Source organism: Photobacterium sanctipauli, assembly GCF_003026495.1.
In the GTDB taxonomy this organism is placed as follows: domain Bacteria; phylum Pseudomonadota; class Gammaproteobacteria; order Enterobacterales; family Vibrionaceae; genus Photobacterium; species Photobacterium sanctipauli.
Genome location: NZ_PYMA01000003.1, coordinates 255753 through 280513 on the forward strand (window position 1 = coordinate 255753; position 24761 = coordinate 280513).

The 24761-nt window shown below is 45.5% G+C and carries 27 protein-coding genes; 13 read left to right on the forward strand and 14 right to left on the reverse strand.

What is annotated here, in order from left to right; all coding sequences use genetic code 11:
• Positions 1 to 156: 156 nt before the first annotated feature.
• From C9I98_RS07360 to C9I98_RS07375, 4 genes are all read right to left on the reverse strand, one after another.
• Positions 157 to 894, reverse strand: coding sequence for a hypothetical protein (locus C9I98_RS07360; protein ID WP_107271796.1), 738 nt, complete (start codon positions 892 to 894; stop codon positions 157 to 159).
• A 117-nt stretch (positions 895 to 1011) separates the two neighbouring features.
• Positions 1012 to 2349 (reverse strand): MFS transporter, encoded by a 1338-nt coding sequence (locus C9I98_RS07365; RefSeq protein WP_107271797.1) that lies wholly within the window; start codon positions 2347 to 2349, stop codon positions 1012 to 1014.
• Positions 2350 to 2356: 7 nt separating this feature from the next.
• Entirely contained in the window at positions 2357 to 3262 is a 906-nt protein-coding gene (locus tag C9I98_RS07370; protein ID WP_051902748.1) for a nucleoside hydrolase, read from the reverse strand.
• A gap of 4 nt (positions 3263 to 3266) precedes the next feature.
• The gene (locus C9I98_RS07375) at positions 3267 to 4193 is read right to left on the reverse strand and encodes a ribokinase (RefSeq protein WP_036832647.1); all 927 of its coding nucleotides are present in this window, start codon (positions 4191 to 4193) and stop codon (positions 3267 to 3269) included.
• A gap of 390 nt (positions 4194 to 4583) precedes the next feature.
• Between C9I98_RS07375 and C9I98_RS07380 the strand changes: the two genes are divergently transcribed.
• Positions 4584 to 5507 (forward strand): LysR substrate-binding domain-containing protein, encoded by a 924-nt coding sequence (locus C9I98_RS07380; protein ID WP_036832645.1) that lies wholly within the window; start codon positions 4584 to 4586, stop codon positions 5505 to 5507.
• Positions 5508 to 5598: 91 nt separating this feature from the next.
• Here the strand turns inward: C9I98_RS07380 and C9I98_RS07385 are convergent, their stop codons facing one another.
• Complete coding sequence (locus C9I98_RS07385; RefSeq protein WP_036832650.1) at positions 5599 to 5964, reverse strand: DsrE/DsrF/TusD sulfur relay family protein; 366 nt, start codon at positions 5962 to 5964, stop codon at positions 5599 to 5601.
• Between the two features lie 154 nt (positions 5965 to 6118).
• Between C9I98_RS07385 and C9I98_RS07390 the strand changes: the two genes are divergently transcribed.
• Entirely contained in the window at positions 6119 to 6904 is a 786-nt protein-coding gene (locus C9I98_RS07390; RefSeq protein ID WP_036832642.1) for a TOBE domain-containing protein, read from the forward strand.
• A gap of 29 nt (positions 6905 to 6933) precedes the next feature.
• Here the strand turns inward: C9I98_RS07390 and C9I98_RS07395 are convergent, their stop codons facing one another.
• Positions 6934 to 7176 carry a hypothetical protein gene (locus C9I98_RS07395; protein WP_146153862.1) on the reverse strand — a complete coding sequence of 81 codons (243 nt, stop codon included), beginning with the start codon at positions 7174 to 7176 and terminating at the stop codon, positions 6934 to 6936.
• 347 nt (positions 7177 to 7523) lie between these two features.
• Here C9I98_RS07395 and rbsD point away from each other — a divergent pair, with 347 nt between their 5' ends.
• The 6 genes from rbsD (at position 7524) to C9I98_RS07425 (ending at position 13607) form a co-directional block, all read left to right on the forward strand.
• Entirely contained in the window at positions 7524 to 7943 is a 420-nt protein-coding gene (gene rbsD, locus C9I98_RS07400) for a D-ribose pyranase (protein WP_036832638.1), read from the forward strand.
• 34 nt (positions 7944 to 7977) lie between these two features.
• Positions 7978 to 9483, forward strand: a complete 1506-nt coding sequence (gene rbsA, locus C9I98_RS07405; RefSeq protein WP_036832636.1) for a ribose ABC transporter ATP-binding protein RbsA — start codon at positions 7978 to 7980, stop codon at positions 9481 to 9483.
• On the forward strand, positions 9480 to 10463 hold the full coding sequence (gene rbsC, locus C9I98_RS07410; protein ID WP_036832634.1) for a ribose ABC transporter permease: 984 nt from the start codon (positions 9480 to 9482) through the stop codon (positions 10461 to 10463). Before rbsA ends, rbsC begins: the two co-directional genes overlap by 4 nt.
• Positions 10464 to 10546: 83 nt before the next feature.
• Positions 10547 to 11425 carry a ribose ABC transporter substrate-binding protein RbsB gene (gene rbsB / locus C9I98_RS07415; protein WP_036832632.1) on the forward strand — a complete coding sequence of 293 codons (879 nt, stop codon included), beginning with the start codon at positions 10547 to 10549 and terminating at the stop codon, positions 11423 to 11425.
• Positions 11426 to 11621: 196 nt separating this feature from the next.
• Positions 11622 to 12542, forward strand: coding sequence for a ribokinase (rbsK, locus tag C9I98_RS07420; protein ID WP_036832629.1), 921 nt, complete (start codon positions 11622 to 11624; stop codon positions 12540 to 12542).
• 45 nt (positions 12543 to 12587) lie between these two features.
• On the forward strand, positions 12588 to 13607 hold the full coding sequence (locus C9I98_RS07425) for a substrate-binding domain-containing protein (protein ID WP_036832626.1): 1020 nt from the start codon (positions 12588 to 12590) through the stop codon (positions 13605 to 13607).
• Positions 13608 to 14072: 465 nt separating this feature from the next.
• Here C9I98_RS07425 and fabG read toward each other — a convergent pair whose 3' ends face one another.
• Complete coding sequence (fabG, locus tag C9I98_RS07430; protein ID WP_036819136.1) at positions 14073 to 14807, reverse strand: 3-oxoacyl-ACP reductase FabG; 735 nt, start codon at positions 14805 to 14807, stop codon at positions 14073 to 14075.
• Positions 14808 to 15053: 246 nt separating this feature from the next.
• On the opposite strand from fabG, the gene C9I98_RS07435 reads away from it, so the two are divergent.
• On the forward strand, positions 15054 to 16004 hold the full coding sequence (locus tag C9I98_RS07435) for a LysR family transcriptional regulator (RefSeq protein ID WP_036819133.1): 951 nt from the start codon (positions 15054 to 15056) through the stop codon (positions 16002 to 16004).
• A gap of 84 nt (positions 16005 to 16088) precedes the next feature.
• Here the strand turns inward: C9I98_RS07435 and C9I98_RS07440 are convergent, their stop codons facing one another.
• The 5 genes from C9I98_RS07440 to C9I98_RS07460 form a co-directional block, all read right to left on the reverse strand.
• The gene (locus C9I98_RS07440; protein WP_036819131.1) at positions 16089 to 16610 is read right to left on the reverse strand and encodes a DUF2058 domain-containing protein; all 522 of its coding nucleotides are present in this window, start codon (positions 16608 to 16610) and stop codon (positions 16089 to 16091) included.
• A 138-nt stretch (positions 16611 to 16748) separates the two neighbouring features.
• The gene (gene astB, locus C9I98_RS07445) at positions 16749 to 18086 is read right to left on the reverse strand and encodes an N-succinylarginine dihydrolase (RefSeq protein ID WP_036822393.1); all 1338 of its coding nucleotides are present in this window, start codon (positions 18084 to 18086) and stop codon (positions 16749 to 16751) included.
• 254 nt (positions 18087 to 18340) lie between these two features.
• On the reverse strand, positions 18341 to 18673 hold the full coding sequence (locus C9I98_RS07450; RefSeq protein ID WP_420848091.1) for a DMT family transporter: 333 nt from the start codon (positions 18671 to 18673) through the stop codon (positions 18341 to 18343).
• 156 nt (positions 18674 to 18829) lie between these two features.
• The gene (locus C9I98_RS07455; protein ID WP_036822399.1) at positions 18830 to 19216 is read right to left on the reverse strand and encodes a hypothetical protein; all 387 of its coding nucleotides are present in this window, start codon (positions 19214 to 19216) and stop codon (positions 18830 to 18832) included.
• A 233-nt stretch (positions 19217 to 19449) separates the two neighbouring features.
• Positions 19450 to 20421 (reverse strand): cation diffusion facilitator family transporter, encoded by a 972-nt coding sequence (locus tag C9I98_RS07460; RefSeq protein ID WP_107271798.1) that lies wholly within the window; start codon positions 20419 to 20421, stop codon positions 19450 to 19452.
• A 347-nt stretch (positions 20422 to 20768) separates the two neighbouring features.
• Between C9I98_RS07460 and C9I98_RS07465 the strand changes: the two genes are divergently transcribed.
• Positions 20769 to 21161 (forward strand): response regulator, encoded by a 393-nt coding sequence (locus C9I98_RS07465; RefSeq protein ID WP_107271799.1) that lies wholly within the window; start codon positions 20769 to 20771, stop codon positions 21159 to 21161.
• On the forward strand, positions 21158 to 22021 hold the full coding sequence (locus C9I98_RS07470; protein ID WP_107271800.1) for a DUF4116 domain-containing protein: 864 nt from the start codon (positions 21158 to 21160) through the stop codon (positions 22019 to 22021). The genes C9I98_RS07465 and C9I98_RS07470 overlap by 4 nt, the downstream gene beginning before the upstream one ends.
• A gap of 58 nt (positions 22022 to 22079) precedes the next feature.
• Here the strand turns inward: C9I98_RS07470 and C9I98_RS07475 are convergent, their stop codons facing one another.
• A complete protein-coding gene (locus C9I98_RS07475; protein WP_107271801.1) occupies positions 22080 to 22658 on the reverse strand; it encodes a DNA-3-methyladenine glycosylase I in 579 nt (192 codons plus the stop codon).
• A 420-nt stretch (positions 22659 to 23078) separates the two neighbouring features.
• On the opposite strand from C9I98_RS07475, the gene C9I98_RS07480 reads away from it, so the two are divergent.
• A complete protein-coding gene (locus C9I98_RS07480) occupies positions 23079 to 23357 on the forward strand; it encodes a hypothetical protein (protein ID WP_036827016.1) in 279 nt (92 codons plus the stop codon).
• A 199-nt stretch (positions 23358 to 23556) separates the two neighbouring features.
• Here the strand turns inward: C9I98_RS07480 and C9I98_RS07485 are convergent, their stop codons facing one another.
• Positions 23557 to 23922 carry a hypothetical protein gene (locus C9I98_RS07485; RefSeq protein WP_107271802.1) on the reverse strand — a complete coding sequence of 122 codons (366 nt, stop codon included), beginning with the start codon at positions 23920 to 23922 and terminating at the stop codon, positions 23557 to 23559.
• Positions 23923 to 23987: 65 nt separating this feature from the next.
• Here C9I98_RS07485 and C9I98_RS07490 point away from each other — a divergent pair, with 65 nt between their 5' ends.
• Positions 23988 to 24644: an HD domain-containing protein gene (locus C9I98_RS07490; RefSeq protein WP_036821389.1), complete on the forward strand. Its 657-nt coding sequence runs from the start codon at positions 23988 to 23990 to the stop codon at positions 24642 to 24644.
• The last annotated feature ends 117 nt before the right edge of the window (positions 24645 to 24761 follow it).

The following is a 24761-nucleotide window of genomic DNA, read 5'->3' on the forward strand; positions in this document are numbered from 1 at the left end:
TAGGCAGAAAATATAATAGCTACAAGCTTAAGGAATGAGCACGGGCTAGCCTTTTAGGTAATCCAATAAGCTCAGCAAAAAAGCCGCATAGCATTGTTATGCGGCGAAACCATAATAAAAATTTAAAAAATACAATTAGCTAAAACCAAATCGGTTTTACATCGGCAGAGTAAAACCAAGCTGCCAGCGCAGGTCATCTTTTAGTTCTGTTCCCGTATCCCAACCATTTTCCATGATCACCCACTGGAAGTAAGGGCGCCATTTATTGGCTGTGTAGGTAATACGAAACTCATGGTCAGTCGTTGTATGCTTCTTGCCGTATTTAAATTGCTCCGCAATTTCATCGTCGGTTTCAAACAAATCAACACGGTTATAGAAGAATTCATAGTTGGTTGTGTTATAACCAATAAATGCATCCGTACGTACTGTTAGGTTGGTGCCATAGTTCACTTCATTACCGTTTTCGTCAGTACCAATCCAATCATCAAAACCAAACTCCGGACGAGCACGGAAGTTCATCATCAAGCCATTGTCCCAGTTATAGCCAGCACGCACCGATACCCGGTTATTCCAAGGAGTGCGGGCCAAATACACATCCAAGAATGAGTTTTGCGACGGCTTGAAGGTTTTCCCCACCGCCCACTCATAATAGCCATCGGTGTTCAATTCAGCCGCGACATAAATACCACCAAAGTCAGGCATATCCATACGACCAATCAAACCCTGCATACCTAGGTTCTTTTCTTCTTCATAACGCGTATATAGCTCAATCCAAAGCGGGTTGTTTGCGCCAGGAATAGCACCGCTATCTAAAATAGGGGCTTCAATATCATCAGCTGAAACGTTTGCACTAAAAACTACAGGCAATAGGAGGCCTAAAAGCGATTTTTTCATGTATCCGCCTTTTATATAAATTGGGGATGTTGAGAAATTAACTTGGGCTGTTGGTAAACTGACTTGTTAACCAATTAAGCTTTTGGTAAATAAAATTGAGTGTTGGAAATAGGAACATTACGCGTGGCTAACTGCCATCATGCGTTTGTAATACTCCGTTGAGATAACGTATTTGCGCATAATCAACCCAGTCAGCAAGAAAAAGAATGCCGGAGCTATGGATAGCGATAGAGATAATCCCGACAGTACTTCCGGTGTTTTTTCCGCCGCTGCCGAATAGCCGAAGTAAGCCAAGGTGTAACCGGTAATAGGGCCAGATAATCCCATGCCTAACTTCTGACAGAACGATATTGCCCCCATTGCGATACCCGACGAGTCGATACCGGTCTTTTTCTCACCGTAATGAGAAACTTCTGCTACCGAAGCCCAGAAGATTGGCGTGTTCAGATCCGTAACAAAGCAGAATACGAAGTAGCAAACCACCGCTGCAACAAACTCACCTTGCCCTACCAAGAAGTACATGGAAAAGCCAACCAGTGCCGAGGCATACATTGAATAACGGAATACCTTAATTTTGCAGAAATGCTGAGTCAGCTTCTTCGACACAATGGCCGCAAGCACGCCACCGATAGACCACATACCAAGGAACAGCGAGACCTGCACACCCGGTGAGGCACCGGTATATTCAGTGGCGTAGATAAAGGCGATATTGCCGCGCACAAGAAAGCCCGTCATCAATGCAATACAAGCAAAGCAAAGTACAACCCATTGGTCATTTTTAAGCAGGCTTTTCGCTTGCTCCATGAACGGCACATGGTTCTCTACTGTCTTCACCTTTTCCTCGGTTGTTACCGAGCAGAAGAGCAGACAGGCTGCACCAATTGTTCCCATGATGGCAAACGACATTGCGTAGCCCGCCACTTGGTCAGTATGGGATGTTACCCAGAACGGAACGAAGGTCGTCACCAGCAAGGTAGCCGTCTTCGCCATGGTAAAACGGTAGGTATTGGCGGTAATACGCTCATCCGGATCATCGGTGATCACACCAATCATTGAAATGTACGGAATAGTCACCACCGTAAACATCACCGTATTGAAAATATAGGTGGCATAAGCCCACAATAGATTCATCTGGTAGGTTGAGCCCGGTGTGGTGAACATCAGATACATGGATACCCCCATCGGGATAGCAGCCAAGGCAATCCAATGGCGATAGCGGCCATATCGCGACTGGAATCGGCCTGTCGCCCACCCCATCATTGGATCGGTAAATGCATCAATAAAGCGCACCACCAGCAATAACCAACCGGCATCAACTGGCGTTAAACCAACCACTTGAACATGAAAAGCATATATCAGCATAGAGGCTGAGATCATGGACAAGTTAATGGCCATATCACCGGAACCAAATCCTATTTTTTCTAATAGGGACAGCTTTTTCTTTATCGTCGTCATAGCAAACCTATAGGGTCATCGAAAATACTTTGTCAAAGAATTCGCGTATTACTTGTTGTGCATCAACTCTATAACCAACAACCACGTTACTGGTTGCAGGCTCCCTTCCCCAAAGCCTGTCTTCGGAGATAACTGTCGCACCTCGGGTATGCTCGCCCTTGAGCTCAATTTTCACGTCTTCTTTTTGGTAACTTAAATAACGCTCATCCGATAACGCTAATACCGTCAACGGATCATGCAGGATAGGAGAAAAACCAGAATGCGCTTTCCATGCATCGCAGCACTCAATAACCAATTGTTGTAACGGGGTGCAGGCTTTCTCTCTTGCCCTCTCAATTAACTCGCTGCTTACTTCACATTGGGTTGTAACATCAAGGCCAATCATTTTGATATTTAGCCCAGAGCTAACAACGATTTGCGCAGATTCGGGATCGCAAACAATATTCCATTCATTCGCATGATGATAAAAACAACCACCCATAATAATGAGTTCTGCACTATTATTTAATAAATGAGGTTTCTCGGTAATTAACCTAGCGATATTGGTTAACGGTCCAATGGCAATAATTGCAACTTGCTCATTTTCAGTTAATAGCTTTTCATAGAATGCCATTACATCAGTGCCATCAAACTCATACTGATTCATCTTTTCTTGATATTGGCACGGCACTTTTGAACACGTATTTCCCGTTACTCCCGGCTCGCTGTCACCAGCAAAAACGGGGATATTATGCACACCAGCCTGTGCCAATAAATACTTCGCCATTTTGGCGCGCAAATGGGTATTTTCGAATACGGTAGAAATACCAAGAAGTTGAATATTACTAAGCTGCGTGGCTAAAGCGATAGCCAAGGCGTCATCAGCATCGTCACCAATATCGGTGTCGATAATGACTTTTCTTATCGGGTGCATAATCTTAATTTCCTTGCTGGCGGTTCAAGGCTTCTTGGTGGTTTGGCATGTTGGAAGCTCCCTTGCGCTCAACAGCAAGAGACGCAAAAGCTGTGGCATACTGGAGAGATTCGCGAATCGACTTCCCCTGCGCCAGCGACGCAGCAAAGCTACCGTTGAATGCATCGCCTGCACCACTAGTATCTAAGACTTCTGCCTTTATTGAAGGAAAAAACTCAAAAATAGCACCATCAAAATACAAGCAACCCTTTGCCCCAAGGGTAAGAATCACCGTACTTACCCCTTTGTTATGAATGGCTTGCGCGGCCAATTTTGCGCTTTCCAGATCTGTAATTTCAATACCTGAAATGTCTTGGGCTTCGGTTTCATTTGGGGTAAGCACATCAACCAAAGGCAGCAGTGAAATCACCTCATCCGAGTATGGGGCAGGATTTAACACTGTCAGTACACCATGACTTTTTGCTGATTGCAGAAAAGAGTGCGTAGCCTGAAAGTTATTTTCCAGTTGGGTCAGTGCCACGGCACAACCTGAAAGCCTAATTGTATATTCACCGAGTTCTTGTTCACTCAATGCTAAGTTAGCCCCAAGATCCAACACAATCTTATTTTCGCCACTAAGCTCTGATACCTGGATAAATGCACGCCCCGTCAGGCTATTTTCGTCTCTATGTATTAATAGCGAATCAAAACGCTCTTGCTCTAATCGTTTTGTCGCAATATTTGCTAATGCATCATTACCCGTTTTTGCTAAAAAAATAACGTTCCTGTTCGCTTTCGATGCTGCAATGGCCTGGTTTGCACCTTTACCACCAAGAACTGTAAACGAAGAGTTTGCTATCATTGTTTGGCCGGGTTTAGGGAAATCACTTAATAACGAGACAAAATCGATATTAATTGAACCCAATATAAATAAGCCTGTATTTTGTTTCATATAGTAGCTCTGATTTAAATAGCGTGGCGTCTGGGCTATATGCTATTTCTCAGAGAAAAAATGAGAATTCGTATATTCATTACGATTGTTATGAAAAACATAACAATCAGCTGATATATTGACCTCTTTAACAGGCTCTAACAGCCGATAAGCCTGTCACTCCGCGGTAGATTCAATGAGTTACCATTTTGCGGTGCCATCTAGTAAGTGCAAAAAGTGTGATCTTGACATCCGATGAAACAGTGGGACAACCGTTACCAAACAAGAAATGGGTGATTTTTGTGACATTTAACACACTTGTACTATTCACTTCTTTTCATTGTCAGTGAGATCGGATCAATCGATATTTTATGTCATACTGTTATTATTTGGTTTTTGCTAACAACAAGCATGAATAGTCACTTCCAGCACTCTCGTATTACCTTAAAAATGTTGCAGTATTTCTACGCCGTTGCCCAAGAACAACACTTTGGTCGTGCCGCTGAAAAGCTCAATATCACCAAACCGCCATTAAGTGCACAAATCAAAGAACTTGAATCAATTCTCGGCACCGAGCTATTTATTCGTAATACACGCAATGTGGAATTAACGTCAGTAGGAAGGATACTCAAAGGCGAATGTGAACTGATGTTCGATTTCTATGAGAACTCAATTAATAAAGTCATCAAGGCTAGCCGAAAAGAAAAAAAGACCATCAATATCGGCTTAATTAGCTCCTTTTTTTGGGCAGGCTTGGGTAAAGCGCTAAAAAAATACCGAGACAAAAACCCCAATTACACCCTTAACTTTCTGGAACTGACACCAGAAAGACAAAAACAAAGCCTCATCGACAAGTCCATCGACCTCGGCCTCGCCCGCTTTGCCGATACTATCAACATCGCCCCATTCCAGGCCGATAAAGTACTCGATGATAATATGTGTTTGGTTGTCTCAAGCGAACACCCGCTTTGCGATAGAAAGTCCATTGGCATTAGTGAGTTAAGTGCCGAAGAGTTTGTCCTAATGCACCGCCACGACTCCGCTTCAACAGGCTTAATCATCAACTCTTTTCTTGTCGAAGAGATGAACATGAACGTTACCAAAGAAGTGTTTGAGCCCAACACCTTAATGGCGGTGGTTGCCACCAGCAATATGGTCTCAATAGTGCCTTCCAGTTTTCGTATGCACCAATGGGATGATGTCACCTTTATAAATCTAAAGGAACAAATACCCGCCCACATGTGTGCCATGTACGCCAGTGAAGACTTAGATGAAGTGCTAATGGAATTACTGGCATTTCTTAAAGCAGAATTGGCAAGTTATCGCCGTTATTAGTTTTCATACCATGTTAAAAGACAAGATGCCTATCAACTGTCAAAATCGATCCGGCACCTTGAAGAAGCTTGGGTATATTTAATAATTGGTTCTAAAAACTCACCACTTTATCCGCTTGCAGCGTCCACAGTGATAAGTCATCGAGGGTGCCAATTTCAGCGCCTTCTATCAGGGGCAGCTCTGTGATCCCACGGGCATTGCAGCACGTTTTGCATAATTTCACCTCGGCACCTTGTGCCAGCAAGATCTCCAGCATTTGCTGAATATCATAACCTTCACCCGGCGTTTGCTTTGGCAGGGCACAAGTTACAGCATCAGACATCAAGAAGATTTTAATCTGTGTTTCAACCCCGTCTTGCTCATTGAGGTTGATAGCGAGCCTTAAGCCATTAAACGAACGCTCGGAGCCATAGGGGGCATCATTTAAAATAAAGAGTAAGGTTTGTTGCGTGTTCATTGTCATAGGTATCCTACTGAATGCTCAGGAAATCTTTGCGATAGGTATAATCGTCAAACCTGTAATAAAATCAGGTATACTCTACGACAATTAAGCACTTACATACTCGAAGCTGGTTCACGTTCTCAGCTTTGCACCTCACAGGAACCGCCAAATGGACTTTGATGCCCTGCTAACGCTCTCTCAAAACGGAAAAGTGTTTGCCAATCCGCGCAGGATAGCGTTATTGAAGGCCATAGAAGAAACAGGCTCTATTAGCCAGGGCGCCAAACTTGCAGGTATTAGCTATAAGGCAGCCTTTGATGCGGTAAAGGATATGAACAGCCGTGCGGAAACACCAGTGGTAGACAGTGAGAAAGGTGGCAAAGGGGGCGGCGGCGCACTCCTTACCCATCAAGGCAAACGCCTGGTGCAAATGTACGAGTTACTGGATCATATTCAAAGCATGGGACTGCAAGCGCTCAATGACGACAACGTGCCACTCCATAGCCTGCTGGGCGTGATGAGCAAGCTATCACTGCAAACCAGCGCCCGTAACCAGCTTTTTGGCTCGATCACTGCGATTGAAAACCACGACCTGCATGATTTGGTCCATATTGGGCTCGCCGGGGGTGAAGCCGTCATCGCGACAGTGACCCATGGCAGTACTTTGAGGTTGAACCTAACAATAGGGAAAGATGTGGTCGCACTGATCAAAGGGCCAGCCATTACTGTAACCCGGCAGCGAACAAACCACAGCGAGTTGAACCAATTGGGCGGGACACTCACTTCAATTGAATCAGATGGTCACTCAACAGAGCTGTTCATTAAAATCAGTGATGAAAATGACATCTGCGCACTGGTTAGCCAAACACAAGAAGAAGACGCCACTTTCAGTATCGGTATGGAAGTCTACGCCACATTCCACAGCTCACAAGTGATCATCGCGACGATGACCTAAAACGGGCTGTGGTGCTTTATTCACTTAACTTAATGCAGGTATTGTGGAACGGATTGTAACCTTCCCCCTGCATCAGGCATGACTCTAAGTATTTGTAATCTAGATACTGAAATAGCACGAGAAAGATCACCGCCAATACCATTCCGGCTAGTGATAGCTTCGCCAACCACATTTTTTTTCTGTTTAATGCAAAAAGCAACATCCCAACCGAGGTGGGTGCCAAGCTCATAAACAGTGGTTGAAAATCGATAAGCGATAAGCGATAAAGCCATGAACCTTCCGTGTGCACTCTGAGAAATATCAGGGAGGAATAATACGCTTTTATCTATCCCTGTTTCAAAGCAATCTTTCACACAAATTAAAATCTGACCAAGAAATGACACTTTCTCTAACGGTTATGCCGACGAAGCTCACGATATATTCACTAAAAGCATAATTCTTCTGATCCCAATCACAAAACTCACCCATACTTAATGCGCATCGAAACGTTTGCTTTTACATTTACCGCCATCGAAACGTTTGCGTAATCGTTTCGATGTCACAAAAAACAAAGGAACAAATCGACCAAGGCTGGTTTCGAGAACAAAGCATCACCACCATCAATGAATAAGGTGCAAACATGAAAAAAAGCGCACTCATCAATGCCGAGCTGTCATATGTGGTCGCCACATTGGGCCATACCGATGAAATTACAGTCTGCGATGCGGGTTTACCTATCCCTGATGTGACCCAACGCATCGACCTGGCGCTCATTCCTGGCGTACCAACGTTTATCCAAACGGTGCAAGCCGTTCTTGGTGAAATGCAAATTGAAGGCGTAGTGATGGCTGAAGAATTTAAGCAGGTCAGCCCTGATCACCATGATGCGCTCATTGCATTGATTCAGCAGGAAGAAAAAGCCTGCGGCAAGCGCATCAATATTAATTATGTGACCCACGAGGCATTCAAGGTACACACCGAAAACAGTAAAGCGGTCATCCGCACTGGAGAATGTACCCCTTATGCCAACGTGATCTTCCAAGCCGGCGTTGTGTTTTAACAGCAACACATTGAACGAGTTGCAAGGAATTGACATGAAACAGCCAATTTTAGAACTAAAAGACATCGAGAAAGCGTTTCCTGGCGTTAAAGCACTGGATAAGGCCAGCTTAAATGTCTATCCCGGTAAGGTGATGGCCTTAATGGGAGAAAACGGGGCAGGTAAATCAACCCTAATGAAGGTGTTGACGGGCATCTACCACATGGATGCCGGTGAGATCCGATATGAAGGTAGTACTGTTAACTTCAACGGCCCGCGCCACTCGCAAGAAGCGGGTATTAGCATCATCCACCAAGAACTAAACCTGATCCCAGAGCTTACGATTGCTGAGAACATCTTTTTGGGCCGTGAGAAAACCAATGCGTTTGGCGGCATCAAATGGTCGCAAATGTACAAGGAAGCGGATGCGCTGCTTAAGCGACTGAATGTAAAACACAGTTCACGCCAGCTATTGGGAGAGCTTAGCCTTGGCGAACAACAAATGGTTGAAATCGCCAAAGCACTATCGTTTAAGTCTCAGGTCATCATTATGGATGAGCCTACCGATGCCCTGACTGACACCGAGACTGAATCGCTATTTAAGGTGATCAACGAACTGCGCGACGAAGGCTGCGGCATTGTTTATATCTCGCACCGCCTAAAAGAAATTTTTGAGATTTGTGACGACATCACCGTCCTTCGTGACGGGAAATTCATCGGCCAACGCGCCGTTGCCGATACCGATGAAGACGGCCTGATCGAAATGATGGTAGGCCGTCGCCTTGACGAGCAGTACCCGCGTATTGATGTTACCCACGGTACAACCTGCCTTGAAGTGAAGAACCTCAATGGCGCTGGTGTGCATGATGTCAGCTTCAACCTAGACCGCGGTGAAATCCTTGGTATTTCGGGCTTGATGGGTGCTGGCCGTACCGAGCTGATGAAAGTGATCTACGGTGCGCTTAAGCGTGACTCTGGCGATGTGATTCTTGACGGTAAGTTAATTAACCCAATCAGCCCACAAGACGGCCTCGCTAACGGTATCGCTTATATCTCGGAAGACCGCAAGGGCGATGGTTTGATCCTTGGTCTGTCGGTAAAAGAGAACATGTCGATTTGTTCGCTAGAGCAGCTTTCGAAAGGCATGCAGCTCAACCACTACGATGAAGTGACTGCGGTGGAAGACTTTATCCGCCTATTCAATATCAAGACGCCAACCCGCAACCAGATCATTGGCAACCTATCGGGTGGTAACCAGCAAAAAGTGGCCATTGCCAAAGGGCTGATGACCAAGCCGAAAGTATTGATCCTCGATGAGCCAACCCGAGGTGTCGATGTCGGTGCCAAGAAAGAGATCTATCAGCTGATCAACCAATTCAAGTCTGAAGGGATGAGCATCATTCTCGTGTCTTCTGAAATGCCAGAAGTGCTGGGTATGAGCGACCGAATTCTGGTGATGCACGAAGGCAAGATCAGCGGCGAATTCATGGCTAATGAAGCCGACCAAGAAAAACTACTAGCCTGCGCTGTGGGTAAACAAATCAACGAGGTAGCAGCATGAGCAGCAACGCTATGACTAAACAACAAAACTCCGGTAGCGCCAAGCTATTTAGCAAAGAGTGGTTGATTGAGCAAAAATCACTGATTGCCTTGATATTTCTTATTATCGTGGTGTCGTTCCTAAACCCGAACTTCTTCACCGTCGATAACATCCTGAACATTCTTCGCCAGACTTCGGTCAATGCGATTATCGCCGTGGGCATGACCTTGGTTATCCTGACTGCGGGTATCGACCTGAGTGTCGGCTCGGTATTGGCACTGTGTGGGGCATTTGCCGCCTCGCTCATTGCAATGGAAGTGTCGGTAATGATTGCCGTCCCAACAGCATTGCTTGCCGGTGCTGCATTGGGCGCCATCAGCGGCGTGATCATTGCCAAGGGCAAGGTACAGGCCTTCATCGCCACCTTGGTGACCATGACCCTATTGCGTGGTGTCACCATGGTTTATACCGACGGTCGACCTATCTCGACTGGTTTTACTGATGTTGCTGACAGCTTCGCTTGGTTCGGTACTGGCTATGCGATGGGTATCCCTGTACCTATCTGGCTGATGGTGATTGTATTTGCCGCCGTTTGGTACCTATTGAACCATACCCGTTTTGGTCGCTACATCTATGCACTTGGCGGAAACGAATCGGCAGCTCGCCTTTCGGGCATCAACGTAGACCGCGTCAAGATCGGCGTCTACGCCATCTGTGGCCTGCTCGCCGCCCTGGCCGGCATCATTGTGACTTCTCGCCTATCTTCGGCACAGCCGACAGCGGGTATGGGCTATGAGCTTGACGCCATCGCAGCCGTTGTACTTGGCGGCACTAGCCTTGCCGGCGGTAAGGGTCGCATCATGGGTACGCTTATCGGTGCCCTGATCATCGGCTTCTTGAACAACGCACTAAACCTATTGGACGTGTCCTCCTACTACCAGATGATTGCAAAAGCAGTGGTAATTCTGCTGGCAGTCCTTGTAGACAATAAAAATAAGTAAACCTCTGTCGCTAGTTGAACTAGCAGTGCGGGTAGTTCCCCCTGCCCGCAAACCAACCCGACATATGTAGAAAGGAAAACAGAATGAAAAAGTTAGCAACCCTGATCTCTGCCGCTGTTATCTCTGCCTCTTTCAGCACTACAGCTGCTGCGCAAGACACAATGGCCATGGTGGTTTCGACTCTTAACAACCCATTCTTCGTCACCATGAAGGAAGGTGCAGAGGCTAAAGCACAAGAACTAGGCTATAACCTAATCGTACTGGATTCACAAAACGACCCGAGTAAAGAGCTTTCCAATATCGAAGATCTAACGGTTCGCGGCGTTAAAGCCATCCTGATTAACCCAACCGATTCTGACGCTGTTTCCAATGCTATTCGCATGGCAAACCGCTCTGAGATCCCTGTTCTAACACTTGACCGTGGCGCTACACGCGGTGACGTTGTCAGCCACATTGCTTCTGACAACGTTGCAGGTGGTGAGATGGCCGGTAAGTTCATCATGGAAAAAGTGGGCGAGAAAGCGCGCGTTATCCAGCTAGAAGGTATTGCCGGTACTTCCGCTGCCCGCGAGCGTGGTAAAGGCTTCATGAACGCTGTTGAGTCTGGCGGTATGGATCTTCTAGCTAGCCAGCCTGCAGACTTCGACCGTACCAAGGGCTTGAACGTAATGGAGAACATGCTAGCGGCAAACCCTGACGTTCAAGCAGTATTTGCCCAGAATGACGAAATGGCACTGGGTGCGCTACGTGCAGTACAAGCATCAGGTAAAGATGTGCTTATCGTCGGCTTCGACGGTACTGAAGACGGTATTGCTGCCGTTAAACGCGGCAAGTTGGGCGCAACCATTGCCCAGCAGCCTGACCTTATCGGTGCACTCGGTGTTGAAACTGCAGACAAAATGCTGAAAGGCGAGCAGGTTGAAGCAAACATTCCTGTGCCGCTAAAAGTTATCTCTGAGTAATGGCAATCTTTAGTTAAAGAGGCCCCCTCAATAGATTTGACGCCACACGGTTGCCAGCCCGGTATAGCAGGCTGGCAACCACTTTCCAAAGTCTATTGGCTAGCGCTGTCTCCAGGTTTCAGCATGGCGAAACCGGTATTGTGAACACAGCCCTACCCCATAAATTTTGGCCAAAGAAGAATGAAAGGTCCCCAATATGAATAAGTTAGTCGTTCTTGGTAGTGTAAATGCTGACCATGTCCTTCAAGTTGCATCTTTCCCACGTCCGGGCGAGACGCTTCACGGCCATAGTTATGCGGTGATCCCTGGCGGCAAAGGCGCCAACCAAGCCGTTGCAGCCGCACGCCTTGGCGCAGATATCGCATTCATTGCAGCAGTAGGCGATGACAGTTTCGGCCACAATATCCGTAAAGATTTCGAGAAAGATGGCATGAATATCGAGGCTGTGATGGTCGAGCCGAACATGCCAACAGGCATCGCAATGATCCAAGTAGCAGCCACAGGTGAAAACAGCATCGCTATCTCGGCGGAAGCCAATGGTTGCCTAACCCCAGCCCGTATTGAGCCTCACCATCACCTTATCGAGAATGCCGATACCCTGCTGATGCAATTAGAAACACCGATCAAGACCATCGAGGCCGCCGCGAGCGTGGCTAAACGTGCGGGTACGCAAGTGGTATTGAACCCGGCACCAGCGCAAGCATTATCAGATGACTTATTGCAGCTGATTGATATGATTACCCCTAATGAAACCGAAGCAGAGCTACTAACGGGCATCAAGGTTCACGATACAACGTCTGCTCAACAAGCTGCCGATGCACTGCATGCCAAGGGCATCAAGCTGGTCATGATCACACTCGGTAGCCAAGGCGTTTGGATCAGCGAAAACGGAAAAGGCAAACAAGTGCCAGGCTTTCGTGTTGAGGCGAAAGACACAACTGGCGCAGGCGATACTTTCAATGGTGCATTACTCACAGGCCTTCAGGAAGGTAGAGCCATTGACGAGGCCATTCGTTTTGCCCACGCTTCTGCTGCAATCTCAGTTACACGAGTCGGTGCTCAAACATCTATTCCACATCGTCGTGAAGTGGAACGCTTTCTTATTGAGCACCAATAAGCAACATTTCGCCGCATCCTGACGGATGCGGCTTTGGGAGAATCTATGGCGACCATTAAAGACGTAGCCAAACATGCCGGGGTATCCACCTCAACTGTTAGCCATGTCCTCAATAAAACTCGCTTTGTCAGTGAAGACATCTCTGTTCGGGTCCTCGCCGCTGTCGACGAGCTCAACTATGCCCCGTCAGCACTGGCAAGAAGCTTAAAGGTAAACCACACCCGTACCTTCGGGATGCTGGTAACGACCTCCACCAACCCTTTTTTTGGTGAAGTGGTGAAAGGCGTAGAGCGTCGCTGTTACGAGCAAGGGTACAACCTGATCCTGTGCAACACCGAAGGGGACACCCAACGGATGCACTCAAACCTCGACACCTTGCTACAAAAACGCGTCGACGGGTTGCTACTGATGTGCAGTGAAGTCGAAGATAAAGCCTTTGATCTCTTTGGCCGCCACCAGCCCATACCAACAGTTGTCATGGACTGGGGACCGATTGATTTCCCAAGCGATAAAATCCAAGACAATTCGCACCACGGCGGCTACTTGGCCACCCGACATTTAATTGAGCAAGGCCATACCGAGATAGGCTGCCTAACCGGCCCACTCGACAAGCAACCCGCTCAACAGCGTCTTTCCGGTTTTGTACAAGCCATGGAAGAGGCTGGGCTGACAATCAACAAAGATTGGATAGCCTCGGGTAATTTTGAATGTGAGGGAGGCGAAATCGCCTTCAATGAAGTGTTTGCCAAAGGTAAGCTCCCAACCGCCCTCTTCGTCTGTAATGACATGATGGCAATGGGCGTGATCAATACCGCCCACAAGAAAGGTATTTCAGTGCCAGACGACCTTTCAATTGTCGGCTACGACGACATCAAGCTTGCCAAATACATCACCCCGTCGCTAACGACAATTCATCAGTCGAAGCATCGGTTAGGCCAACAGGCCGTTGATACCCTGTTAGATAAAATCCAGAATAAGCGCGACACCAGTAAGGTTATTCAGCTAGAGCCGACGTTGGTCGAGCGTGACAGCGTAAGACGCAAAGCCTCAGTAACTGAAGTTTAATCCGGCTTCACCCCACCTTAAAGCTTGGCTGACCCCGCCAAGCTTTTTTGCTTTCAACCACCTCAGAAGCAACCTCAAAAGCAAGCTCAGTTCACAATTCACCAATAACCATACAAGAAGAAAGGCTTTTGTATTGACCCGCAAAACCATTCAGCGTACAACTGTTAGCCTAAAATCAAGCCAAAGTAGTTCTATGTTTTAAAAGCACTTATTAGGTTTTATAATATCAAATAGAGGATTAATTATGTTGGGCGTATTGACCCGTTGGTTCGAATTTAACGTGCTAGGACGTCATGGAGCGAGTGAATGGGAAGAGGATTTCTTCGATAAGCATTTCTAACACGATAGGCCGTTCGAACTTAGCTTTCTATTCTAGCGTTGTGGATATGGCAAGCATAAAAATCCCCTACAAACATCGCACTGGCAATATGAGTAGGGGCAGTCAAAATTAGACAAAACGATGAATTAAATCACTAAGCCGCCGTCAATTTTTAGTGTTTGGCCTGTTACAAACGACGCGCTGTCACTGGCGAGGAAAAGCACACCATTGGCGATATCTTCTGGCTTGCCCATCCGACCCAACGGGGTTTTACTACGCATATAGCCCAATACCTTTTCAGGTAGATCAACCGTCATTGGGGTTTCGATGAAGCCCGGTGCAATACAGTTTGCGCGAACTTGTGCCCCTTTACGTGAAAATTCCTTGGCCCACCCCTTGGTCATGGCGATCACACCACCTTTGGTGGCCGCATAATTACTCTGGCCAATATTACCGTCAGTACCGACGACAGATGACATGGTAACAATCGAGCCCGAGCCACCCTCAACCATCACAGGTGCGACGGCTTGGGTCATATTGAATACGCCCTTGAGGTTAACATCAGAAACAAAGTCCCAATCTTCCTCGGTCATTTTTTCAATCAAATTATCGCGAGTGACGCCGGCATTGTTCACCAGCACATCAATCTTGCCCTGTTCTGCTTTCACTTTTTCTACAAAGTTGGCGATAGAAGCGCGATCACAGACATTCAATTCAACCGCAGTCACATTTGGGTACTTGGTTTCGAGATCTGTCATTGCTGCGGCATTCATGTCGCAAGCATAGACGTGTAATGCGTCGCGATTTGCAAAGGTTTCTACAATGCAACGTCCAATTCCTTGTGCACCACCCGTAACAATACAAACCTTGTTATTAAGCATCATTGTGTTTCCCCTTAATCTGAATACCAAAAACAAAGACTTAAGAAATGGTATCTATTAGAACTTCTCTTTGGGTCACCTTTATAACTCCCTATTTTAGAGTATTCATGCAAATTGATTACCAACATTGCTGCAAATCACATTTGCAAAATCATCCACAGCCATCACTGTCATCATTCTTTCTTGGTTATCAATGACTTTGTTTGCTATAAATGGGAAAGGATCGCGATAAATTCAGGGTAGAAAATGTTAGACAAGGTCGTCTTCTTTCTACATGTTGTTAGGACAGGTTCAATTAGCGAAGCTGCAAAGATAAACAACATGTCGCCTTCGGCTGCCAGCCGTTGGCTCAATGAGCTTGAAGAAAATATGGGAGTGAGCTTACTCAAGCGCACCACCCGCAAGATCACGCCAACGCAAGCAGGTCAACGCCTGTACGAACAGTTTAGCTTGATCCACACCCAAATCGACGACGTCTTCAATGAAGTGCAGAACATGAGTAGCGAATACAAAGGCACGATAAAAATTGCCAGTACGCCTTTGTTTGCCAAGCACTACCTGAGCCAAATTATTGGGGAATACGTCCAGCTACACCCTTCTATCAACTTCGTGGTATTAGAAACCGCCTTCGAGGTCGACCATGTCCACGATGTTGATTTTGCTATACGGGCCAATGCCACCTACCGGGGGTTTCAAGATAAAGACAGCTTGCTCGTCAAACGCCCATTATTGAAAGAGCCATTAATGGCCTGCTGCTCACCCAGCTACATCAGCAAGTATGGCAAACCCAAGGTGCCGAATGACTTGAAGGATCACCAATGCCTATATGCGACAACCCTTGTTGGCGGCAACCGTTGGATATTCGAACTTGATGGCGAGCACACCTCTGTCGAGATCACCCAAACCGTCGAAGCCGATGACAGCGAGATCTTACGGAACATTGCCATCGCAGGCGGCGGCATTGCGTACCTACCTATCAGTTTGATATGCAATGAAATCAAAAAGGGAAAACTGATACCGGTGCTAGAGAACTACATCAGCAGTGAATTTGAACTCAACCTCTATTTCAAACCACGAAAGTACATGCCAGCACGTTGCGTGAACTTCAAGGATTACCTAATTGCTCGAGTAACCGAGCTAGAACAGGCCAAGAAAAAGAAAGGACAAACCACCTCAGCGGTTCTTGCGACTGCATAACTTTCGGTACGTATTCTCTATACAGTAAAATTCAGAGCATAAAAAACCCGAAGCATGGCTTCGGGCTTTTTGTGTGAATCAGGCTTACCACATCAGATCATCAGGGATCTGGAATTCTGCGTACGGATCGTCTTCATCCACCTCATCAGCAGAAACGGTATTGTTTACAATCACGGTTTCTTCATCACGCTGGCTGATCTTGTCAGCAACCACACCTGGGACAACCGCGTAACCTTCAAGGAAACGGACAATCGCCAAACGACCGCTTACTAGCTGATCTTGTGTTGGCTTATCAACGTAGATCTTCTTCACCAAAGTACCATCAGTAAAGTTGTAACCGATGTCGCCGTCTTTGGTGTCAATCTTATTCATCTCGATCAATTGTTTGACCTGAGAAGCAATGGCTTTCTTATTCGCCTCATCCTGCTTCTGGCGGTTAAGCTCTTGGTCTTGTGCAAGCTGAGCCGCTTTGTTGGCTTCTACCGCTGCTTGCGCTTCTTTACGTAAAGTACGGGACTTTTTAGATGATTTCCCCGCTTTTTTCATTTTCTTCTTATCAATAAGACCAGCTTTTAGCATCTGCTCTTGTAGTGATAGCTTCGCCATGTTGTCTCCGTCACGGGCACAGTTTGGTATATTTAACTGCTGAAATTATACCAAATTCCGTGCCCGCGTCGAAAGCTATCACGGGCATGCTCAATGATTTAGGGCGCCTAAACGCAAATTACGCAGGCATATCACTCATTATCCGCGCTGGAACGGGTAAATCGCGCCTAATGATAAGATCTGTGTCAGCTCATCCAATGCTGTTCGAGATTCATTCAACAGCGCCGGATCGGCGAGATCTTCCTCTGCTAGTCGGTCTCGGTAATGGGTTTCAATCCAATTATCCAACTGGGTAAACAAAGAAGCCGACATCAGGGTGTTCGGGTTTACTGCTGCCAACTCAGCTTCGGTGAGTACCACACGTAAACGCAAACATGCCGGGCCACCACCGTTTGCCATGCTCTGCTTAAGATCAAAGACCTTCACATCATCGATACCGCGTTTCTCTGCCAGCAGTTTTTCAATGTATAGCCATACCCGCGGATTGTTCCGGCACTCATCAGGCAGGATAAGGACATTTTCGCCGTTAGGCATCGCGAGCAGCTGGGAATTGAACAAGTAACTTGAGACGGCATCATCCACAGACACTTCACTGCTCGGAACTTCGATAACATTAAAGCCCGCGCCAAATTTCAATGAGAGCTCATCATAGACAGCCTGTTGTTTCAAAAAAGCTTGGTCATGGCAAAACAGCGTATTCTTGTTACCCACTGCGATAACATCGTTATGGAATACACCCTGATCGATCACTGCCGGATTCTGCTGGGCAATGACCACTTGGTCGCGATCAAGCTGGTGCAGGCGTGCTACCGCATCGCACGCTTCATAAGTATGGCGGGCCGGAAACTTGGTTGGTGCCGGAAAACGGCTATCAAAGGCATGCCGGCCATAAACAAAAAACTCAACACCCTGCTCGCCGTATTCACGACAAAAACGGGTATGGTTGGCCGCCCCTTCATCACCAAAATGTTCAACACTCGGCAAGGCTGGATGATGAGCAAAATGATCAGCATTCGCAAAGGTCGCCTTTAAGATTCGGCCTGTGACTTCATGCTCTATCGAACGGTGGAACTTGTTGGTCAGATTAGCCGGGGTAAAATGGACTTTGCCATCCGCAGTGTCTGCCGATGGAGAAACGGTCGCGGCATTGGCTGTCCACATGCTCGATGCCGAGCAACATGCCGTCAATATCTTAGGGGCTTGCTTGGCAGCTGCGCTTAGCACTGCTTGATCGCTGCCCGTAAAACCTAGCTGACGTAGCGTCGCAATATCAGGTCGCTCTTGCGGGGCCAGTACTCCCTGTACCATACCCATCTCTGACAGCGCTTTCATTTTTGCCAACCCCTGCTTAGCTGCTAGCTTGGGATTTGATGGCTGAGATTGGTTGTTTGCCGACGCCACGTTACCGAACGAAAGGCCACTATAGTTATGGGTCGGGCCAACCAAGCCATCAAAGTTTACTTCATGTGCTTTCATAGACATTCCATGTTTAATTTCCACCCACCCACAATAACAAAACCATTACAAAGCCAACAAGTGTGATACATTCCGCTTTAAATAAGAATCGGGATAATAGAAATCGCTGCGACACGCATGCTTATGCATCCGATAGGATTGCAGCAATAAAGAGGCACATATTTACTCACCCCCTAAGTGCAAAAAAGCCAGCATTTGAGTAGCTGGCTTTTTCTAAAATTGTGCTGTTGATCACTGCTGAGCACTTTGCGTACTTAGTGGCTCACTGATTTTGAAAATACGTTGATCACCACTGTACCAATGAGGATCAATAAGATGCCTATCATTGCGGGTAAGTCGAGTTGCTGACCGTACCAAAGCCAACTTATCATCGCGACCAGTACAATCCCGGCACCACACCAAATCGCATAGGCAATGCCGATCGGTACGGCTTTTACTGTTACCGACAACAAGAAAAAAGCCATGCCATAACCCACCAAGGTCACCAATGTTGGCACCGGCTGGGTAAACTGCTGGGTTTTTGGCAACATTGAGGTTGCCACCACTTCACAAACAATAGCGATGCAAAGCGCCATCATAGGTGGCATTGTTGCAATTAGCTTGAACATGACCTTCTCGCATCAAAAAATGTGATGCGCAGTGTAATCGATCCCAACTAAAAATCTATGACAATAACAGCTACAATCGCTAAAAATCGTTAGAAAGTATTATCTTGCTTGCAGTGCAATATCCAAAACGGCAAATTACATTTCCCACTCAACTACATGGCCTTCGTCATATACACCATCGCTATAGGCTGGCGAGTAGTTGATAAAGATATTGCGCTTCGATACAGGCAGCTGGCTGGCAAGCGTATCGGCAATCAGCTCCAACATTTTGGCAATTTGCTCTTCGGTATTGAAGTTGGGCGCAAATAAATGCACCAAAACGGGATGGGTGTGCTCGGGCTGGCAATCGACAACGTTGCCATTATGCGCATAATGATGCGGGGTCATAAAATCCCATGTCGCCATGACATGGTGGAGGTCAATATCACTGGATTCCGAAATCGCTTTCGACAGTGTTTTCAACACTTTGGGTAATTCAACTTCCTGTGCAAACGGTAGCGACTTGATTCGAACTAATGGCATAACTCCCCCCTATCGCGCTCCTTGCCATACCAGTGCAACACCCGTCACTGATCTCGATAGCGAGCGCTGTATGTTTCTTATTCATTCCTTGAAGATAGCTAGCAGGAGGGAGAGGCGGCTATCTCATGTTTGAGACAATCACAAAAAAGTGCCATAAAAAAGAGCAATGTCCTGATGCCATTGCTCTTTTTATCTAGTCGGAATGAGCGCTGTGCTAACCGTTTGATTTAGCCTTAATCTTCACCGTCTTTTTCCTCAATGCCCTTTTCCTCACAACCTTTCTCCTCGCAGCCCTTTTCCTCACAGCAAGGATTCACCACCCGCTCGGCACAAGTGTAAGGCTCAATGTGAATGATCACATCCACCACTTCATCGATTTCCTGCAAAATATGGCTCTTAAAGTTCTCACTAATAGTATGAGCCTCATCGACACTCATCTCTGGATCCACTAGCAAATGGAAATCAAGCAAAATGGTACTGCCAGTCCGGCGGCTTCGAATAGCATGGACTTCTTTGATATTCGTATCAGCCTCGGCGTATTGCTGGATTTTACCTTCAACATCAATATCCGATTCCGCTTCTGTCAGTTCCAGAATGGCTGGCCATAGAATTTCGAAAGCCGCCTTTAAAATCATTGCTGTCACAAGCAATGCCGCGACCTGATCGAGATAATGCAGATCCGGTACAATAAAGTTAGCAATAACCGCAATTGCAACAGGTAACGAACTTAATGCATCAGACCGGTGATGCCACGCATTGGCATGCAAAGAGCGACTGTTGATTTTTTTCGCTTGAACGACCGTCCAACGGTAAAGGATCTCTTTCACCAAAATAGATGCCATTGCCGCCCAGAAAGCCAACATGCCCGGCGGTGATGTCGCTTCATTGCCAATTTGTTTAACCGAATCCCAGCCAATCCCGATACCAACCAGTGCCAGAAGTACACCGATAAAAATATTAGTGAGCGTTTCAAAACGGCCATGACCATAAGGGTGACCCTTATCAGCCGGTGCCGTCCAATAGCGAGAGCCAATCAAAATGGCGGTATCAGTCACCAAATCAGAAAAACTGTGCACGCCATCAGCCACCAAGGCTTGGCTGCCTGTTAACTTACCCACAGTTATCTTCACGATTGCCAACGCAACGTTAGCTATTGATCCAACCCATGTGGCTTTTTGTATCACTTTTACTGGGGTATCTGACATAACTTCTCGTTTATATCTATGATTACAAAAACATTATCATCATTTTCATTGCTAAATGATAGTGAATAAAAGTGTACGTTTCTTATCAATTAAAAACCAACAGGCTTGGCTTATTTTAACAATACGCGATAGCTATCAATAAGGTGAGTTAACGCATAATTATTTTCGCTTACCATCAGCAGTAAACAAAGTTACCATTCGCCTGATATGCATAGGTACACATATTAAGTGTATGATTCATGTGAGCATTATCTCATATTGATAATAAACAGCACTAACCTATTCGCCCCCTATTTCACCGCTTACTATTGTTAGTATCAATAAGAGTATTTTTTTGAGTGTAAACAGTGAATATATTAATTATTAATAATAATAAGTTAATAGTAGCAATACTCGCTAACTTGATAAGAAAATGTGCTGACCCAAAGCATATATATAAGTCTTACAGTATATCTTGTGCTAAAAAATGGCTAAAAGGGTACAACGTAAATATAGTTTTCTTAGATGCGAGTATAGAGTCCAGCTTAGATGGTATCGATCTATTCAAAGAAATAAAAAGTAATAACGCCCAATTACCAGTAGTAGTCATGACATCAAAAAACAACTCAGGTGTTATTTCTAAAGTACTAGATATCAGTGCTGGCGATTACCTCGTCCAACCTCTATCAATTAAAAAAATACATCATTGTCTTTTTAATATAAAAAATAAACCTTATAGCTTATCAGGTGAAAGTGTATGATTTTTGACGCAAAGGAAATAATCAAAGAGTTACAAAAAGATGCATGTTTAGTGAATGGACATAATAATGGTGAGATCATTCATGGTTTAGTCGAACTAGATTCAATGTCGCTAAGGTATATTCCCTATGAATGGCAAAACAGAGAACTTTGTGAGATGGCTGTGACAAAAAATGGCCTTTCCCTTCAATTTGTTAACTTACAGCTTAGAGATCATGCACTGTGCTTGCTCGCAGTCGAACATGATGGTCATGCGTTACATTTTGTTCCGCCCGATAAAATGAGCAAGCAAATCTGCCTTAAAGCCATCGAAAACTATCCAGAAGCTATACAGTTTATTCCCGACAATCATCTTGACGAAGACGTGATAAAACAATGCTTAGCGCTAAAAGGACGATGCTTATCTTTACTACCTACTGATAAAGTAACTCAAGAGTACTGTGATATTGCCATCGAGCAAGATACGTGGGCATTTAACTATGTGCCAGATAGCTTAAAAAGTTATGATATATGCTTTAACGTTGTCGCTAACTATGGATTAGCAATCCAGTTTATACCAAAAAAATTATTAGATTTGAAGTTATGTCAAACAGCTGTTGAACAAGATCATCAAGCATATCTATATATCGATGATGAATTTAAGACGCTTACCCTGTCATTATATACTGTACAAAAAGAGGGATCTTATTTAGAGTTTGTCCCTCATGAGTTGAAATCCTACGAACTATGCCTAGCTGCAATGCGTAATGATCTATCGGCGATGGCTTTTGTTCCTGAAATAACCTTAAAGAAAATATTCATTGCATTTGATATTAACGAAAAAGACTCAAACGAGGTTATCAAGCTGGCAATAAAAAAATGATTTTTTGGAGAGCTCGTGGTGACTCTCCATTTCTTTTGAAAAATATATTAGGATTAGATTAATTTTCATTATCAATAACAACCTGATGATAGGGGCAAGTCACCAAGTGATCATTTACCATTCCTACCGCCTGCATAAATGCATAGCAGATTGTCTCACCAACAAATTTAAACCCTTTTTTTTTTAGAAATTTACTCAGGGCTTTCGATGCATCGGTCGAAGTCGGGATCTGATCCATTGTCTGCCAATGGTTTACCACCACTTGATGGTCAACAAATTGCCAAAGCGCATTGGCCAAACTGCCGTATTCTGCAATCAGCCCCTTTGCCGCACGGGCATTGCCGAACACCGAGGCAATCTTGCCTCTATGTTTGATCACATCATGCTGTTCAATGATCTTTTCTACATGTGTATCATCCATTTGGCTAAGCTGCTCAATGTCATAACCACAGAAGGCTTCTCGGTATGCTTCACGGCGCTTGAGTATGGTGTACCAACTTAGCCCGGCTTGCGCACCTTCCAATGTCAAAAACTCAAATAAGTAGACATCCGACTTCTGAACCCGCCCCCATTCCTGGTCATGGTACTCACGTTCTAACGGCTGATTCATCGCCCAAGCACATACCTCATTTGTCATATTTTTATCCTTTTTTCATCATTACGCATTCAAATAAATAGCAACCACGCACAGTGAATTTATAGGCATATCAGCGATATGTAGCAACCATTAAAATGTTTACGAAATTTTATAACGCCAATCTCTAGATCACCCTCTCATTATCATGTTTATTCACAATAATTGTGCTTGAATTCATTCCTAATACAAATTACTGTGATATCAGTAATCGAATGGTGGCTGGTAACGGATTAGCAAACCTAATTGATGACTTTAACATGCCTAATTAAATAGGCATTTTTTATCATGTATTTCACAGTTAATTGTTAGCGACATCACATTACGCATAGAAAAGAAGGCAAATCAAATTGAAAAAAACCGCCTTCCTTCCATAATGGAGACATCAATACACAGATATTGATATTACATAAAAGGACTTTTATGAGACACATAGCCGATTTTATCGAGCAGTTAGAGAAAGAAGAAGACCCGATCAACATTTGGGTCTATTCGAGTAAAGGTCAATACAGTCAGTTTGGCAATCAAGGTAAAAAAGTTCGTACACCAAGCCTTCGCAAAGCGCTAGGTGATTACCTTCAAGTCGTGGTTGAAATCAACAACGACAAAGAAGAAGCTTTTTTGCTACTACCTGAAGTTCATGCTGTTGTACCTGTTTCATTTCAAGATGGGCAAGTACATTCACTAACACGACCGGCGTAAACTGCTGCAAATGATGAACGCTGATAAGAACAATTAAGAACCAACACGGGCTAGGTTATTCCAGATCAGCGATTCCGACTTTGCGAAACAAAAACAGACCCTCGGGTCTGTTTTTTTATGTCTTCTTAAAGGCTAACTTAAACAACGGCGATTTTAACCAGTAAGGCTGATCAAGCACTGATGTAGGTTGGTATAATATCTAGTACCCCTCTGCATACTCCGCAGCATAAGCAGGCCTGATTGGCTGTGAAGGCATGATCTTCGACGTTGGCATAATCATTCTGACAGACTGGCATGCCTGGTTACCATCGCCCCACCCTTCATTGAAACGGGTATCGCTATTGTCCAATGTCGTATCTTTGCGGTAATCCATATCAGCAACACGAAGGACATTCAACGCGCTTTCACAGCCTTGGTTGTAGCCATAGTGATAGATGCTGTCATATTCAACATCATATACATATTCATCAGGGAACAACTGGTAGTTTTCAAACTCGGAGCTTGAACAACCCATCAAAGCAATAACTGAGGTGACTATACCTGCCCAATACCATGTCTTTCTCATCTTAAACCCTTTAGTATTGTTTACTTAAAGCGTAGTCAAAGACACGATTTCAGACGTAGCAAATCATGACAGAATTAGAATTATCTCAATTTGAACACCAATTGCAGACTTTTATCCGCCAACAATCGATAACCGATCCCGCGCATGATCTTTCTCATATCCAGCGAGTTGTATCGGCTGCAAAGCAGTTTGCCCACCAAGAAAAAGCCAAGCTTGAGGTTGTGGTACCCGCCGCTTGGCTTCATGACTGCGTGACGTTACCGAAAAACCACCCCGAGCGTCACAAGGCTTCAGCCCTTGCCGCCGAGCAGGGGTTGGCCTTCCTCGCATCGATTGGCTATCCGCAAGCCTATTTTGATGACATTGCCCATGCTATTGAAGCCCACAGTTACAGCGCGAATATCCCAGTAAGAACGGTTGAAGCTGCCATCGTACAAGATGCCGATCGTATTGATGCCCTGGGCGCGATCGGAATTGCCCGCTGTATTCAAGTCAGTACCGGGTTTAATTCAAAACTTTATAGCCCTGATGATCCTTTTGGGCAAACCCGCAGCCGCGACGATAAAACATTTTGCATCGATCACTTCTATATCAAATTGTTCAAGCTTGAGAAAACCATGAACACCCAAGCCGCCATGCAGGAGGCCAAACAGCGAACGGCGTACATGAAGGGGTTCTTGGCGCAACTTGGCCATGAAATTGGTGAGGATGCCCAATTTTAGATGAAAGGCGTGCAAGGTAATTTCAACTTCTCATACCAATCTGGATAAGAAAAAACGGGCAACCCACCTCAGGTTGCCCGTTTTTGTATCACTAGCTCATCGCATCGCGCTGCTAAG